15 protein-coding genes are annotated in these 15,187 nt (G+C 64.4%); 11 read left to right on the top strand and 4 right to left on the bottom strand.

Annotated elements, in window-relative coordinates:
* Positions 1–30: 30 nt before the first annotated feature.
* The 6 genes from KYC_RS01055 (at position 31) to KYC_RS01030 (ending at position 5,236) form a co-directional block, all read left to right on the top strand.
* The gene (locus KYC_RS01055; RefSeq protein ID WP_008157938.1) at positions 31–1,629 is read left to right on the top strand and encodes a GMC family oxidoreductase; all 1,599 of its coding nucleotides are present in this window, start codon (positions 31–33) and stop codon (positions 1,627–1,629) included.
* Positions 1,630–1,695: 66 nt separating this feature from the next.
* The gene (locus KYC_RS01050; RefSeq protein ID WP_008157936.1) at positions 1,696–2,406 is read left to right on the top strand and encodes a glutathione S-transferase; all 711 of its coding nucleotides are present in this window, start codon (positions 1,696–1,698) and stop codon (positions 2,404–2,406) included.
* A gap of 126 nt (positions 2,407–2,532) precedes the next feature.
* Positions 2,533–3,876, top strand: coding sequence for a methyl-accepting chemotaxis protein (locus tag KYC_RS30025; RefSeq protein ID WP_050814817.1), 1,344 nt, complete (start codon positions 2,533–2,535; stop codon positions 3,874–3,876).
* 139 nt (positions 3,877–4,015) lie between these two features.
* Positions 4,016–4,240 (top strand): DUF1653 domain-containing protein, encoded by a 225-nt coding sequence (locus KYC_RS01040; RefSeq protein WP_008157932.1) that lies wholly within the window; start codon positions 4,016–4,018, stop codon positions 4,238–4,240.
* A gap of 3 nt (positions 4,241–4,243) precedes the next feature.
* Positions 4,244–4,855, top strand: a complete 612-nt coding sequence (locus tag KYC_RS01035; protein WP_008157929.1) for a 3'-5' exonuclease — start codon at positions 4,244–4,246, stop codon at positions 4,853–4,855.
* A gap of 24 nt (positions 4,856–4,879) precedes the next feature.
* Positions 4,880–5,236, top strand: coding sequence for a nucleotide pyrophosphohydrolase (locus KYC_RS01030; RefSeq protein WP_008157927.1), 357 nt, complete (start codon positions 4,880–4,882; stop codon positions 5,234–5,236).
* A 38-nt stretch (positions 5,237–5,274) separates the two neighbouring features.
* On the opposite strand, the gene KYC_RS01025 is transcribed toward KYC_RS01030, so the two are convergent.
* Positions 5,275–5,565 carry an antibiotic biosynthesis monooxygenase family protein gene (locus KYC_RS01025; protein WP_008157925.1) on the bottom strand — a complete coding sequence of 97 codons (291 nt, stop codon included), beginning with the start codon at positions 5,563–5,565 and terminating at the stop codon, positions 5,275–5,277.
* Positions 5,566–5,641: 76 nt separating this feature from the next.
* Between KYC_RS01025 and KYC_RS01020 the strand changes: the two genes are divergently transcribed.
* The 3 genes from KYC_RS01020 (at position 5,642) to KYC_RS01010 (ending at position 7,631) form a co-directional block, all read left to right on the top strand.
* The gene (locus KYC_RS01020) at positions 5,642–6,055 is read left to right on the top strand and encodes a hypothetical protein (protein ID WP_008157923.1); all 414 of its coding nucleotides are present in this window, start codon (positions 5,642–5,644) and stop codon (positions 6,053–6,055) included.
* A 370-nt stretch (positions 6,056–6,425) separates the two neighbouring features.
* Entirely contained in the window at positions 6,426–6,902 is a 477-nt protein-coding gene (locus KYC_RS01015) for a hypothetical protein (protein ID WP_043517217.1), read from the top strand.
* Positions 6,903–6,947: 45 nt separating this feature from the next.
* Complete coding sequence (locus KYC_RS01010) at positions 6,948–7,631, top strand: hypothetical protein (protein ID WP_008157919.1); 684 nt, start codon at positions 6,948–6,950, stop codon at positions 7,629–7,631.
* A gap of 8 nt (positions 7,632–7,639) precedes the next feature.
* On the opposite strand, the gene KYC_RS01005 is transcribed toward KYC_RS01010, so the two are convergent.
* Both KYC_RS01005 and KYC_RS01000 read right to left on the bottom strand, forming a co-directional pair.
* Complete coding sequence (locus KYC_RS01005; protein WP_008157917.1) at positions 7,640–10,054, bottom strand: DUF3772 domain-containing protein; 2,415 nt, start codon at positions 10,052–10,054, stop codon at positions 7,640–7,642.
* Positions 10,055–10,279: 225 nt separating this feature from the next.
* Positions 10,280–11,206: a LysR family transcriptional regulator gene (locus KYC_RS01000; protein WP_008157916.1), complete on the bottom strand. Its 927-nt coding sequence runs from the start codon at positions 11,204–11,206 to the stop codon at positions 10,280–10,282.
* 244 nt (positions 11,207–11,450) lie between these two features.
* Here KYC_RS01000 and KYC_RS00995 point away from each other — a divergent pair, with 244 nt between their 5' ends.
* On the top strand, positions 11,451–12,968 hold the full coding sequence (locus tag KYC_RS00995; RefSeq protein ID WP_008157914.1) for an acetyl-CoA hydrolase/transferase family protein: 1,518 nt from the start codon (positions 11,451–11,453) through the stop codon (positions 12,966–12,968).
* A 140-nt stretch (positions 12,969–13,108) separates the two neighbouring features.
* Here the strand turns inward: KYC_RS00995 and KYC_RS00990 are convergent, their stop codons facing one another.
* Positions 13,109–14,038, bottom strand: a complete 930-nt coding sequence (locus tag KYC_RS00990) for a LysR substrate-binding domain-containing protein (protein WP_008157912.1) — start codon at positions 14,036–14,038, stop codon at positions 13,109–13,111.
* Between the two features lie 124 nt (positions 14,039–14,162).
* Here KYC_RS00990 and KYC_RS29390 point away from each other — a divergent pair, with 124 nt between their 5' ends.
* A complete protein-coding gene (locus tag KYC_RS29390; RefSeq protein WP_139026482.1) occupies positions 14,163–14,465 on the top strand; it encodes a DUF1127 domain-containing protein in 303 nt (100 codons plus the stop codon).
* Positions 14,466–15,187 lie beyond the last annotated feature (722 nt).

The following is a 15,187-nucleotide window of genomic DNA, read 5'->3' as shown; positions in this document are numbered from 1 at the left end:
CAGGCATTCTTGGGATTCGACGGATAAAAGATGGGCGACTACGATTTCATCATCGCCGGCGGCGGTACGGCCGGCTGCATCCTGGCCAATCGCCTCAGCGCCGACGGCAAGTACCGGGTGCTGATGCTGGAGGCCGGCCAGGAGGCCCGCAGCATGTGGATTCCGATACCGGCGGGCTTCTCCAAGCTGCTGGTGGATCCCAATTACAACTGGCGGTTTTCGACGGAGCCGGAAGACAACGTGTACGGCCGGACCATCGCCGTGCCGCGCGGCAAGGGCGTGGGCGGCTCGTCGCTGATCAACGGCATGATCTACGTGCGCGGCCAGCCCCAGGACTACGACGGCTGGGAAACCGCCGGCGCGACGGGCTGGGGCAGCAGCGTGGCCGAACGCATCTTCCGCAAGATCGAAAACTACGGAGCGGGCGGACAGAATCGGGGCAAGGACGGCCCGATGTTCCTGGAAGAAGTCTCCGAGCGCTTCCCGGTGTCGGATGCGTTTCTGCAGGCGGCGGCCCAGGACGGCCAGCCCTTCAATCCCGATTACAACAGCGGCAGCCAGGAAGGCGTGGGTTACTACCAGGTGCTGCAGCATCGGGGCCGGCGCTGGAGCGTGGTCGACGGTTATATGAAGCCCGCGGCCGGGCGCAAGAATCTCAGCGTGGAATGCGGCGCCCATGTGACGCGCCTTGTGTTCGAGGGCAAGCGCTGCGTGGGCGTGGCCTACCGCAAGAACGGACAGGAGCACACGGTGCGCGCCCGCCGCGAAACGCTGCTGTGCATGGGCGCGGTGCAGTCGCCGCAACTGCTGGAACTGTCTGGCGTCGGCAATCCGGCTTTGCTGAAGTCCCAAGGCATTGCCCTTGTGCATGCGCAGCCGCAGGTGGGCGAGAACTACATCGACCACTTCGCCACGCGCATGAACTGGCGCGTGAAGGGCACCGTGACGCTGAACGAAATGTCTCGCGGCTGGCGGCTGGCGCAGCAGGTGGCGCGCTACTACCTGAGCCACAAGGGCATCCTGACGCTGGGCACGGGACTCGTGCATGGATTCGTGAAAAGCGCGCCGGACCTGCCCACGCCAGACGTGCAGTTTTTCTTCGTACACGCCAGCTACGCCAATGCCGCCGAACGCATCCTGGACCGGCATCCCGGCATGACCATCGGCGTGGCGCAGCTGCGGCCGGAGTCCGTGGGGTCTATCCACATCAAATCCGCGGATCCGCTGGCGGGTCCGTCCATCCGGCCCAACTTCCTTTCCGCGCAGGTGGACCGGGACAGCCTGGTGGGCGGCATGCAGGCCGCTCGCCGCATCGTGGGCCAACCCGCGATGCAGCGCTATATCGAGGCCGAGGTCAGCCCCGGCGCGGCCGTGGACGGCTATGACGCATGGCTGGATTTCGCGCGCCGCAATGGGCAGACCATCTATCACCCCATCGGCACCTGCCGCATGGGTTCGGACGCCGCTGCCGTCACCGATGTGCGGCTGCGCGTGAACGGCTTGTCCGGCCTGCGCGTGGTGGATGCATCCGTCATGCCGAAAATGGTGTCCGGCAACACCCAGGCCGCCGTCATGATGGTGGCAGAGCGCGGCGCGGAGATGATCCTGGAGGATGCGGCGCGGGAGTAGGACTTGTGTGTACGGGGATGTGCCTTCAGACTGGAGTCCAAGCTGGACCGACTGAAAGGAGACCGTATGACGTACGACCTTTGGTATTGGAATGGCATTCCCGGACGCGGAGAGTTCGTGCGCCTGGCGCTGGAGGCGGGCGGCATCCCTTACCGCGAGCGGGCGCGCGAGCCCGGCGCCGATGAAGACGCCCTGATCGGCGACATGCAATCGGCGCGCAAGCACCCGCCATTCGCGCCGCCTTACCTGGTGGCCGGAGAAATGACGTTGGGGCAAACCGCCAACATCCTGCTCTTCCTGGGCGAAAAGCACGGGCTGGCGCCGGACTCGCTGGAAGGCCGTCTGTGGGTGAACCAGTTGCAGCTCACCATCGCGGATATGGTGGCCGAGGCCCACGACACGCATCATCCTATTTCCGCCAGCGAATACTACGAAGACCAGAAGGAAGAGGCGGCGCGGCGCGCGCGCGTATTCCGCGAAGAGCGCATTCCGAAGTTCCTGGATTATTTCGAACGGGTGCTGGACGGGCCTCAGGCGTGGCTGGCCGGGGGCAAGGGCTGGACCTATGTCGACCTGTCGCTGTTTCATCTGGTCGACGGCTTGCTGTACGCCTTTCCCAAGCGCATGGGCACGGTGGCCGCGAATTATCCGAACATCTTTGCGCTGCATGAGCGTGTCACCGGCCTGCCTGAATTGCAGGCCTACTTCGAGAGCGGACGGAGGCTGCCGTTTGGCGAGGACATCTTTCGCCAATATCGCGAACTGGATGCCCCCTAGGTGCGGGTTTGCCCTAGCCGCCGGCGCCAAGAAAGTCATTGAGGGCGGTTCATTTTTAGGATTAAATAATTTCAATTAGATACATAAGCACTACACGCGCGGCAATTTCACCCCCCGGAGGTCACCATGCTTGGTCTCACCCTAGACCGCATTTTTCGTGGAAGCGCCGCGTTGCGCCAAGCGGACCGGGACGGCCAGATCGCGGCGATCCATAAATGCCAGGCCGTCATCGAGTTTGACCTTGACGGCCGCGTCCTGATGGCCAACCAGAATTTCCTGGACACCATGGGCTACGCGCTCGAAGAGATCCAGGGCCGGCACCATCGGATGTTCATCGCTGCGGCCGAGCGCGGGTCGGCGGCCTATGCGGCCTTCTGGGAAAGGCTGGGGCAGGGTGAGCATGACTCCGGACGCTATCGCCGGATACGCAAGGACGGATCGGACGTCTGGCTGCAGGCGTCCTACAACCCCATCTTCGACAAGCGCGGACGGCCGATCAAGATCGTCAAATATGCGACCGACATCACCGGCCAGCAGCAGCGCCAGGCCGACTTCGAAGGCCAGTTGGCGGCGATATCCAAAGTGCAGGCGATCATCGAATTCGAACTCGACGGCACCATCATCCGCGCCAATGACCTGTTCCTGAACGCCGTGGGCTATCGCGCCGACGAAGTGCTGGGCAAGCACCACAGCATGTTCGTGCTTCCGGACGAAGCCCGGGGCGCGGCGTACAAGGAGTTCTGGCGCAGGCTGCGCAACGGCGAACATGACACCGGCCAATACCTGCGCGTGGGCAAGGGCGGCCGCCAGGTCTGGATCGACGCCAGCTACAACCCCATCTTCGATGCGCAGGGGCAGCCGTTCAAGGTCGTTAAGTTCGCCACCGACATCACTCGGCGCTTTACGGCCGCGCAGACACTGCGCGTTGCCGTCCAGGGCCTGACCGAGAACGCCGAAAGAGCCGGCCAGGCCAATAATCTGGCGAAGGACGCCAGCAGCATTGCGGAAACGGGCGGCCAGACGGTGCGCGACGTCGTCACGACCATGGGCGCGATAACCGCGAGTTCGCGCCGCATCTCCGAGATCATCGGCGTGATGGATGGCATCGCCTTCCAGACCAACATCCTGGCGCTCAACGCCGCCGTCGAGGCGGCGCGTGCGGGGAACCATGGCAAAGGATTCGCGGTCGTGGCCGCAGAGGTCCGCAGCCTTGCGCAGAACAGCGCCGCCGCCGCCAAGGAGATCAAGGGCCTCATTACGGAATCGGTCGAACAGATCGAAAACGGCGCAGTGCTGGTCCAATCCGCCGGCGACACGATGGAGGGCATCGTGTCGTCGTCGCGGCGCGTCACGGAAATCATGGCGCAGGTCGTGGAGGTATCGCTGGCGCAATCGGCCATGCTTGGGGGCGTCACGGAAGACATTACCCAGACGAGCGCCGCCCTCGTTGAGAAGCGGCGGGCCGCATAGCGCGCATCTGGCGCTGGGCGGCAACGGACGCCGGCAACGAATGCCGACGTTAGTGCGCTATAAAGACGGCATTGTCTGAATCCATGGCTCGGGGCAGGAGTCCTCCCATCCCGGGCCGCGCCATTTGCAGCAGCCGTCCATGACTGAATCCGAAGCCCTCGCCCTTGCCACGCACCGCCACTACAAGGGGGGCCTTTACCGCTATGTGGGATTGGCCCGCCATTCCGAAACCGAGGAATCCATGGTGGTGTACGAACATCTCTGGCCGCATTCGCGCGGCCTGTGGGTGCGGCCAGAGGAACTGTTCTTCGGCAAGCTTGCCGATGGTTCGCCCCGGTTCGCAGCGCTGCACCCGGCGGAGTAGGCCGTGAGCTTCTTCTACCGTCGCACGCGCGCCAACGGCGCGGCGCCCGCCAGGCCGGCCCCACGGGCCCAGGCCGCCTTGTCGGATGCGCTGCAAGCCCTGGGCGGTCCCTTCATCGTCGCCGACCTGGAAACCACCGGCCTGTCGACCGCCAGTTGCGAAATCCTGGAGTTCGCGGCGGTCAGGGTGGGTGAGGGCGGGGCGCTGGAAAGGGAATACACCCAGGTTGTGCGTACGCGCGGCTCGGTGCCGCCGTTCATTTCGCGGCTGACCGGCATCACGCAGGCGGAGGTCGACCGCGACGGCGTGCCGGTCGCGCAGGCGTTTTCCTCGTTCCTGGCTTTCGTGGAGGACCTGCCCGTGTTTTTTCACAATGCGTCGTTCGACCGGCGGTTTCTCAGCGCTGCGGCGGACCTGACGGGCCTGCCGTTCTCGAACGCCACGCATTGCACCCTGGCGCTGGCGCGGCGGGCGTGGCCGGAGCTGCCATCGCACAAGCTCGATATTCTGGCGCGTCACGTGGGCGCATCGCAGCCCACCCACCGGGCGCTGGCAGACGTGCGGACCACGGTAGCCGTGGCGCTGGCGGCCAGCGCGCGTCTGGCCGCGTCCTGATGCGCTGCTGAGCCAGGAGTTCCGATGTCCGACCTTCAAGAGATCAAACTCGCCTTGCGCCAGTTCACGGCGGAACGTGAATGGCAGCAATTTCATTCGCCGAAGAACCTGGCGATGGCGCTTGCCGGAGAGACGGGCGAATTGGTGGCCCTGTTCCAGTGGCTCAGCGAGGAGCAATCCCGCAATCTGCCCGCCGAACGGCTGGCCGATGCCGCCGACGAAATCGCAGACGTGCAGATGTATCTGGTGGCGTTGGCGGATCAACTGGGCGTCGATATTGCGCAAGCCGTCGCGCAGAAGATGGTCAAGAACGCCGGAAAGTATCCGGCCGACCGTTTCCGGCGCAGCGCGCGCAAATACGACGACCCGCCGCAAGACTAGAGCGCACCGGCGCGGTAGCGCCGGATACGCCCGGCGCTTCAGATCACCTTCTGCTCGTGATGCACCTGCGGCGGCTCGACAAAGAAGCCGGCCACGAGTTTGCGCCATTCCTGGAAGTCGGTGGACTCACGAAAATCCACCATGTGGTTTTCGACCGTTTCCCAATCCACCACCAGCGTGTAGCGCTGAGGCTGTTCGATGCTGCGGTAAAGCTCCATGCCGTGGCATCCGCGGGCGCGCAGAAAGAGCGGTTTTGCCTGGGCGACGCCCGCTTCGAACAGCGCCTCTTGTCCCTCGCGGACATGGATGCTGGCAATCTCCTGGATCATGGCTGTGTCTCCAAATTCGGGTGGGGGCCGGAAGGCCGGAGTAGTATGGCTGAAAATTCCGCTTTCCGCGTCTTCAATGAATCACCGAGCTGTCAACCTGACTCGTCTTATTTCCGTTCGCCTGGCCTGGTACGCGGGCGTCGGCGCCATCGCCCTGATGTCCTTGTACCTGCACACGCAATTCGGCATCGCCGTGCTGCTCTCGGCCATCGCCATCTACATACCCTTGTCGATGCTCTGCCTGCCGCTCTTGGCCTGGCTATGCCTTTCCCGCTCCGTTCAGGCCCGGGAACCAGGCATGCCGCCCGCCTGGCCCGGCTACCTGGCTGGCGTCGTGGGCATTGGCTTGCTGGCCAGTCATCAGGTGCTTGCGAACCTGGCGCTGGCCGAGTGCGGATTCCTGCTGCTCCTGGTGGCCGTGGACCTGTTGCTGGCCAGGCGCGAGGCCGTGCAGATCTGGCGCATCGCGCAGGCGTGCGGCGGATCCTGACCGCCGCCGGGCGCACCCGCGTGCGCGCTAAGGATTTTGTGCGAGCCGCACGCCCCTGCTCCCATCCTTAGAGTTGAATTTCCCCATCCGGGGACTCGATCCCGCGCTTTTCTCCTCGTCCATATGCATGGCCGCGTGTGCGCCGGATCCACATATTCAGGTTCGCGTAATACGGTGCGCCATCGTCCACAAAGACCCGGTCATTCGTTTAACCGATACCGACCTGCCTAGGACGGCGCAATCATTCCGTACCAATACGAAAGTCCCACGCTCCTATACCCGGACGGGTTCAGTCGATGGGCGGTAACGGTCCGCGCCGGTCGGCCTCCGGCACCTGTGCATCCGTGCAGACGGAGCAGGAGGAGCTCAAATGAAAAAGCTCGCAGCAGTCGCAGCATTGTCGTTGTTCGCCGCATCGGCATACGCCACCGGCCCCGGCCAGGTGGGCGGATCGGTGACCGTCCACGCAGGCGCCATCAATGGCACGGCCACATCCATCTCCACGGGCAGTTCGGTGGTGGCCACCCAGGTCAACGGCTACGGCTCTTCCAGCCAGACGTCGTTCGGCAGCACGGGCGGCATCGCGGAAGTCGGCGGAACGTTCAGCCGCGATGGAACCCAAGTCGTGACCAGCACGCGGCAATACGCCAACAGCGAGTCCTATGGCCATGTTTCCGGCAATGCGCCCATCATGGTCGGCGACAGCATCGCCAATGGCGGGGCCACGTTCGGCAACACCGAGACAAGCGCGTCGGCGACGGGATCGTTCCACGCAGCGAACATCGGCGCATTCGGGTCGATACACGGCATCGGCTCGGTGGGCCATGTCGGCGGGTTCAATCGCTGAACCCAATTATCCGGACGGCTTCGGCCGTCCGGGCGAGGGGACATTATGAAGACCATCGTTCTAGCCATCTCCCTGTCGCTCGCCGCGGTGTCGGCCGGAGCGCAGACCAGCACCTCCAATTCCACGACTTCAGCATCGTCCGGGTCGACCAATGCCGGAAACAACCAGGGCATCACGCTGAATTCCAGCAACAGCGGGACCAGCACGCTACGCAGCGCGCCGCCGGTCGGCGGGCAGAGCTTCTATGGATCGTTTTCTTCGGACAGCTGCATGGTGTCCGCCGGCGGCGGCGGCTCCGTGGTGGGCTTCGGCATGAATGTGGCGATTCCGATCGAAGACCAGAAGTGCAGCCTGCGGCGCAACTTCGAGCGCACCATGCAGGCCGCGGCGTCCACCAAGGACGCGGACCGTTCGCGTCGCCTTGAGACGGCGGCCATCGACATTCTGTGCCAGACCGATGACCGCACCAAGGCGGCGCTGGTGGCGCAGGGGCTGTGCACCAATCCCGCCTTGACCACGGCCGATCATCGTTTTGACAGCGGCGCCGTCGCGCAGGTCGCGACGCCGACGCCTGTCCAGACCGCGCGGACCGTGCCCGCGGCGCCACAGGCGCCGGTCGTGCAGGGCTACCCGGTGCTGTCGGCCCGGAGCGCCGCGCTGTCCGCCCCGCCGCTGCGCAATCCGCGCCTGGAGCAGCAGCGGTTCGCGGACTTCTACTCGCCGGGCTGAACCGGCAATCAGGACGATGCGGGCGGCGGGACCGCGGCGGGCGTCGCCGCCTGCGCGGGTTCCGGCGCTGAAGCCAGCAGCATCGTGGGCGGAGAGGACACTTCGAGCCCTGCATCGTTCAGGCGCTTGAGCACCGTGAACAGCAGGGCGCTGCGCACGCCATACGCCGCGCGGGGCGAAGATACGTAACCCTTGGCATTGAAAACCAGATGGCCCGCGTCGATGCCGTCAAGAAATACGTTGGGTGCCGGCTCGTCGAGCACATCCTCGTGATCGGCGAAGGCCTGAAGGATCAGTTCGCGCACTTGCTCGGCGTCGGTGGACAAAGGCATGGGCAGCTTGATCTGGACCAGGCCCAGCGGATTGGAACGGGTGACGTTGCGGACGGTCTTGGTTACGAACTCGGAGTTGGGAACGATCACCGTGGACCGGTCGCCCATCTGGATTTCGGTCGCGCGTACGTTGATCCGCAGGATGTCGCCCTCCACGCCGCCGAGGGACACCCAGTCGCCCACCTTGACCGGACGTTCGGCCAGCAGGATCAGGCCCGACACGAAGTTCTGGACCACCGCCTGCAGGCCGAAACCGATACCGACCGATAGCGCGCTGGCGATCCATGCCACCCGCTCCAGGCCGATACCGGCCGCGGACAGCGACAGCGCAACCGCCACCACGAAGCCGCCATAGCCGAACAGGGTCGCCGCCGACAGTTGCATGCCGGGATCCAGTTCCGTGGTCGGCAGGTAGCGGTTGGACAGCCAGCGCTTGAGCATCTTCACGCCCAGCAGCGACAGCGCCAGCACCACCAGCGCCTGCAGCACCGCGCCGGGGCGGATCTGCGCCTCGCCGATAGCCAGCCCCTTGCGCAACTGGTCGAAGCGCTGCACAAGGTCCATCGGCGCTTCGCCGAACGGGGCCAGCAGCAGGATGATGGCAAGCAGGGCAATCGCCACCCGGCCCAAGCCGGACAGCAGCACCGCGGCCTGGTCGCGCATGCTGGGCCCCTCGCCCCCGCTGCTGTCGCGGTGCGACGTGCCCAGCAGGGTGCTGAATCCGTCTTCGATCAGCGTGGACGCCAGATAGGCCGAAGCCAGCACGATCAGGACCCACAGCACCTGCTTGACGAGGAAACTGCCAAACGCGACGTAGCCCGCCAACAGGCTGGCAAGGCTCACGATGAGCACGGTCCAGACGGCGGCCAGCAACAGCGACACCCACAGCGGAATCGGAGTTCCGTCTTCCTGCATGGCCTGGCGCCGCAGCCGGCGGCTGATGGCCAGCACCGCGCCCAGCATCGCCATGGTCAGCACGGCCACGATGCCCGTCAGCGTGATCGTCGTGGTCAGGCTGGCATTGAGCAGGACAGGCAGCCTTTCGGCCAGCCAGATCATCACGACCAGCACGCCCAGCACGCCGGGCAGCCAGCGCAGCCGGGAAGCGACGACATCGCTGATATGCGGCAGCCGCCAGGAGGGGCGGTTCGTGGACAGCAGCGCATAGCCCAGCCCGGAGACGAACCCGCCGAAACAGACCGTCGCCACCAAATTCGTCAGCAGGGAAGACGTGCTGTCGGACAGTTGCGACTTCCAGTCGAGGCCGGCCTGGATCAACAGCGCGATTACGCCGGGCGTGGCCACCGACAGGATCACCAGCGTCACGGCCAGGAACGATCGGCGCAGACGCCCTGGCGGCACGCGGGTGGAGGTCAGCTGCAGCAGGAAACGGCCCACCCATACGCGCAGCGCGATAGCCAGCGCGGCCACGCCGGCCAGGAGCAGCCAGCCCCATTTGGGCGTCTGGCCAACGGCGGTCCAGAGGTCGTCGCGCAGGGCCTCCAGCCGATTCAGGTCCCGCGGAAACTCTTCGTGAAATTCCGACCAGAACTGGCCGGACAGGAACGAGTCGCGCCGTTCGCCCAGTCGCGCCTGGAATTGTGTGCGCCGCTGCGCCGATATCTGCTCCGCCGTCTGCCCGGCATCCACCGACAGCAGCCTGGCCAGCTTGATTTGCGCGTCCAGCGCGCGGCTGTTCTTTTCCAGCTGTGCGCGCTGCGCCGCCACGTCCGGCGCTTCCTTCGCGCCTTCCGGAGGCGTGCCCAGTTCGCTCAGCCGGGCCGTCACGCTGGCCAGCTGGGGCGTCAGGGCCTCCGCTGCCGCGTCCGCCTTGGACTGGATGTCCAGGGCGTCTCCGCGCTGCTCGACCAGCACGGCGTCGTCGGTTTCGTCGGCGATCCGCTTGCGCATGTCGTCGATCTGCTTGCGCGCGGCGGACAGCACGGCTTCGGTGTCCGCGGGCGCGGCAGGCGGCGCCGCGACGGCGGGCATGAAGCAGAAGGCCAGCAGCAATGTGGCGACCAGAGCCGCCAGGTTGAGGGCGACGGCGCGGTGAGCGCGCGTAAGCAAGGTGTGCAGAGTCGGGATCATGTTCTTGGGCGAGTTGCTCGCGTCGAGGCGGCAGCATAGCAAGCAGCCGCCCTGGCCGTTGCAACAAAAACTGGTGGCGCGTCCCTTATTTTTTTCGTGTTGTTTTTCTGGGTAAACGGGAAGGGCTCGGGCCTATAAAACGGGGGCGGATTGTGTTGCGAGGCCTGGGAGGGCGCTGAGACGGCGGCCGGCCGAAATCCAAGTTTACGAGGCCAACGTTTGGATTCAACTCGCCTGACGTTTGGGGGAGGGCCGGCCCTGTATCCCGGGCCCGCCCAGGACGGCATTGCACACGTCCAGCCAGGCCCGTGCGGCAAACGACAGATAGCCGGACTGCAGCCAGATATGGCCCACTTCCCATTGCATGCCGGATTTGGCCAGCTTCGCCGTACTCAGGCCCCGGGTCTTCATGCGCTGCATCAGCGGCTCGGGCAACAGGGCGACCCCCAGGCCGGCGGACGCCATCGCCACCAGAAAGTCCCAGTGCGCGCTCTGGGCTGCGATGGCGGGCTGAAAGCCCGCATCGGCGAAGGCCTGGCGCAAGCGTCGCGTGATCGCGAAGTCGTCGGTCGGTATCAGCAGCCGCGCATCGCGCAGTGCGCCAAGCGGCAATGAGGTTTTGCCGGCCCACGGGGCGTCGGGCGGGCCGATCACCCAGATCGGATAGCTGCCGAACGCCTGGGCGGCCAGCCCGCCGTCGGGCGCGATGGGAAGGATCGTGGCGCCCACTTCCAGTTCGCCCCTGGCCACCAGGCCTTCCACGGTCTGGCCGGTGCCTTCGCGCAGGGTCAGGTGAATGCCCGGGTGCAGCTCACGGAACCGCTTCACGACAGGGGTGAATAGCAGATTGATCATCGGCGGAATGCCGACTTCCAGCGACCCGCGATGGAGCTCGGCGGTCTGGCGCATTTCTTCGGAGAGCTGGCGCATGGTCTCCAGCACCTGCAAACCGCGCTGGTACATGACCCGGCCGGTGTCGGTGGGACGCGCGGTATGCCCGTCGCGGATCAGCAGAGGGGTGCCGGCTTCCTCTTCGAGTTGGCGGATCATCTTGCTGACGGTCGACTGCGTCACGAAGAGCGCCCTGGCCGCCTGCGTGAAGCTGGCGTGCCTGACCGTTTCCACGAAATACCGCAACGCGCGCACATCCATGCAGGCAGTCTCCATTTGCGAAAGCGCAAAAAAACTCAAATTATGAAAAAAACGACTGATTTGAATGATTTTAAGTCATTACGAGATTTGCGCCCGGCTTCCTATACTGCCGAAAAATCGTCCCGCTGCCGGTTCGCGCCAGCACTGGGGCATCGGGAAACGCCGCGTCAGACGGCGCCTGGGCGCACAAGGCGGCATCGCCGCGTCCGGCCGCAAGCTGTAGGCATTCGAATTTGGAGACACCATGCATCTCGACCGTATCCGCAACCCTGGATTGCGCGCCAAGATCACGTCCGCCGAACAGGCGGCTTTGCTGGTTCAGGACGGCATGACCGTCGGAATGAGCGGCTTCACGCGCGCCGGGGACTGTAAGTCCGTGCCGGCGGCGCTGGCGGCGCGGGCCGAGCGCGAGCCGCTCTCCATCACGCTGATCACCGGCGCGTCGCTGGGCCACGACACCGACAAGCTGCTGGCCCAGGCCAATGCCCTGGCGCGGCGCATGCCGTTCCAGGTCGACACGACCCTGCGCCGCAAGATCAACCAGGGCGAGATCGCCTTCATCGACCAGCATCTGTCCGAAACCGTCGAGCAGTTGCGCGCTGGACATCTCGGGCCGATCAACGTGGCCATCATCGAGGCCGCCGCCATCACCGAAACCGGCGCCATCGTGCCGACGATGTCGGTGGGCAATTCGGCCACGTTCGCGCAGCAGGCCGACAAGATCATCGTCGAACTGAACATGAGCGTGCCTGCAGCCATCGAGGGCCTGCACGACATCTATGTTCCCGGTGATCGTCCTGGGCGCGAGCCCATCGGCCTGGTGTCGGTGGACCAGCGCATCGGTTCGGCCTGCATCGAAGTCGATCCCTCGAAGATCGCGGCCATCGTGATTACGCACGAGCCCGACAGCCCGTCCAATGCCCTGCCTCCGGACGGCGAAACCAACGCGATCGCCGGGCACATCAACGACTTCCTGCGCGCCGAAGTCGACGCTGGCCGCCTGACCAATGCGTTGCTGCCCTTGCAGGCCGGCATCGGCACCATTGCCAACGCAGTGCTGCACGGGTTCGAGTCGTCGGACTTCGAAAACCTGACGATGTACTCGGAAGTACTGCAGGACAGCGCCATCGAACTGCTCGACCAGGGCAAGCTCGCATTCGCGTCGGCGTCTTCCATCACGGTCTCCAAGCCCGTGTACGAAAAGATCCTGGCCAATATCGAGCATTACCGCGAACGCATCGTGCTGCGCCCGCAGGAAATCAGCAATGCCCCGGAGATCGTGCGCCGCTTGGGCATCATCGCGATCAATACCGCCCTGGAATTCGATATCTACGGCAACGTCAACTCCACGCACGTGGGCGGCACGCACATGATGAACGGCATCGGCGGATCGGGCGACTTCGCTCGCAATGCCCATCTGGCGATCTTCGTGTCCAAATCCATGGCCAAAAACGGCGACATTTCCAGCGTGGTCCCGATGGTCTCCCACGTGGACCACACGGAGCACGATGTGGACGTGCTGGTCACCGAGTGCGGCTTGGCCGACCTGCGGGGCCTGGCTCCGCGGGAGCGTGCTCGCGCCATCATCCGCAATTGCGTACACCCGTCGTACCGCGACGCCTTGCAGGACTACTTCGACCGCGCATGCGAACGTGGCGGCCAGACGCCGCATCTGCTCGAAGAGGCATTCTCGTGGCATCAGCGGTTCAATCAAACGGACTCCATGCAGCCTCCCGCTGCGTCGGCGCGCAAGGCCGCGTGAGTCCGCCCTGAAGGTTCACTGCCGCCGTGGCGGCGTCCGCCAGGCAATTCCAGCGAAGGGAATCCTGGCTGCGGAGCAGTATTCCGCCGGGCGCCGCATTTGGTAGAGGCAAGACAGCATTGCGCTGTCTTGCCTTTTTTTCATGTGTCGCTGCGCTCGCCGGGGGCGGGCGTGACGAGATTTTGGCGCGACATTTCCAGTTCGTCGCGCAGCCATTGCTTGAACGCGTCCAAAGGCGCCCAGTCTTTCAGGCTGGGCCGATACACCAGGTGATAGGTCTGGGCCAGCTCATAGTCCACGCGCACAGGCGAAACCTGCACCAGTCGGCCCGCGCACAGCGCGTCCGCAGCCAGAAGTTCGCGACCCAGGGTGATGCCGAGTCCCTGCTCGGCGGCCTGCAGCATCATTCCGGCGTCATTGAACGACGCGACCGGCGTAACCGGGACGCGTAGTCCAGCGGCATTGAACCAATGCTGCCAGACTTCGCGCTCTCCCAGCAGAGGCTGGCGCGAAAGGGTTTCCGGGGAGTTGTCGGGCAGGGCGGCCATGGTCTCGGGCGAAGCCAGCACGATGAGGGGCAGGGGCATATCAAACAGCGGCTCGGATTCCACCCCCGCCCACGGACCGCGTCCAAAACGCAGCGCCGCATGAAAACCGTCCCGCAGCAGGTCCACCACCTGTTGCGAGGTTTCGATCTCGAGTGCCAGTCCCGGGTGCCGTGCCCGCCAGCGCGACATGCGGGGCAACAGCCAGCGCTGCGCAAACGAAGGCAATACCGATACGCGCAATCGCTGCTCGCTGCCCGTTGCGGCCGCGCTGGCGGCCTGCGCTCCCTCTTCCAGCAGCGCCATTGCGCCTTGCACACTGCATAGCAGGGCGGCTCCCGCCGAGTTCAGCACGATGCCCCGGCCGCTGCGTTCAAACAAGGGAAAGCCCAATTGCTCCTCGAGCACCTTGATCTGCTGGCTGACGGCGCTGTGCGTGAGGTGCAGGCGTTCGGCTGCAGCGCGCAAGTTCTGCAGTTCGGCAACAACGCGAAACGCGGGGAGGGTATTGAGCGGCAGGCGCATCGGAAGGGTATGGGGGACTGGGATTGGTCATCGTAACTTACCGATAACGTCAAAACAATTGGATTTTCATTGGCTTATTGGGCGAATACGCTAACCAAACTGGCTAAGCCCAAGGAGCCTCATCATGACTACACAGACCTGCACCCCTGCTTCCCCCATCTATGGTCAGCCGCGCACGGCGGTTGAGGCGGCGCCCAAGCCCGCTCTTGCAGCTCTTGAGGCGGCGCAAGCGCCCGATCAGGGAATGCTTGCGATGATCTGGCGCTGGTATCGCAATTGGCGGCGGGATGCCCGGATGCGTAACCTGGCTGCAGAAATGGACGTGCATCAACTGCAGGACGTCGGCGCGCCGGAGTGGCTGGTGAACGAGGCGACCGTCAAGCGCGACCTGGAACGGCTGCGCAACACAGACTACATTCGCTGGTAATCGCAAGTTCAGACGGTTGCCCACCCAACCCGGGCTATCCCGATGGCTAGCTTCCCGTTCCTTCCCGTCTATATATGGCTGCCTCTCTCTATATATAGGTGGTTGGGCGGGCGGCGGGAAGGGGAAGGGAAAGCGGCCGTCCGTGCCGCATGCGAAATCTGTCGGGTAATTTGCTACCCCGGCATGACAACCCAAAAAACTGTGCTATAGTCTCGCTCCTTCGCAGTTCAAGCAGTTCTGAACCGCGAATCCAAGCAAGTGCAACAGGTTGGTCGGGTTTCCCGCACGGCCTGCCGCCAAAGCGATCAGAAATGAAAGCGGCGCGGTTATTGCAAGGATTGGTGCAAATCAGGCAGAAGCCAGTTGCAAGATCCGCAAAAATTGTGCTATAGTCTTGGGCTTGGCAGTTGCCGAAAAATTAGGGTTTACCCTGACATTTCGATAGCTGCTAGGCGGGGTGAAAGCCCCGGCGAGACCTGAAGGGGTCGCAGCAAGAAAGCGAAGTTAAAAACGACGCTGACTTGACAAGCGATAAAAACTTCTTCATAATCTCGTTTCTCTGCTGCAACAACAGCGACGACGCGAAAGCGAAGTTAGCCGAAGTTGAAAGCAGAAGCCAGTAGTACAGAATTTAGCAGTACCGCTCTTTAACAATTAAACAACCGATAAGTGTGGGCGCTTGATGCGAGTGCAGCGATTAGGCTTCGGTCTGATTGCAAGCA

It is taken from the genome of Achromobacter arsenitoxydans SY8, assembly GCF_000236785.1.
GTDB classification, from domain to species: domain Bacteria; phylum Pseudomonadota; class Gammaproteobacteria; order Burkholderiales; family Burkholderiaceae_B; genus Achromobacter; species Achromobacter arsenitoxydans.
This window is presented reverse-complemented; position numbering and strand designations above follow the sequence as displayed.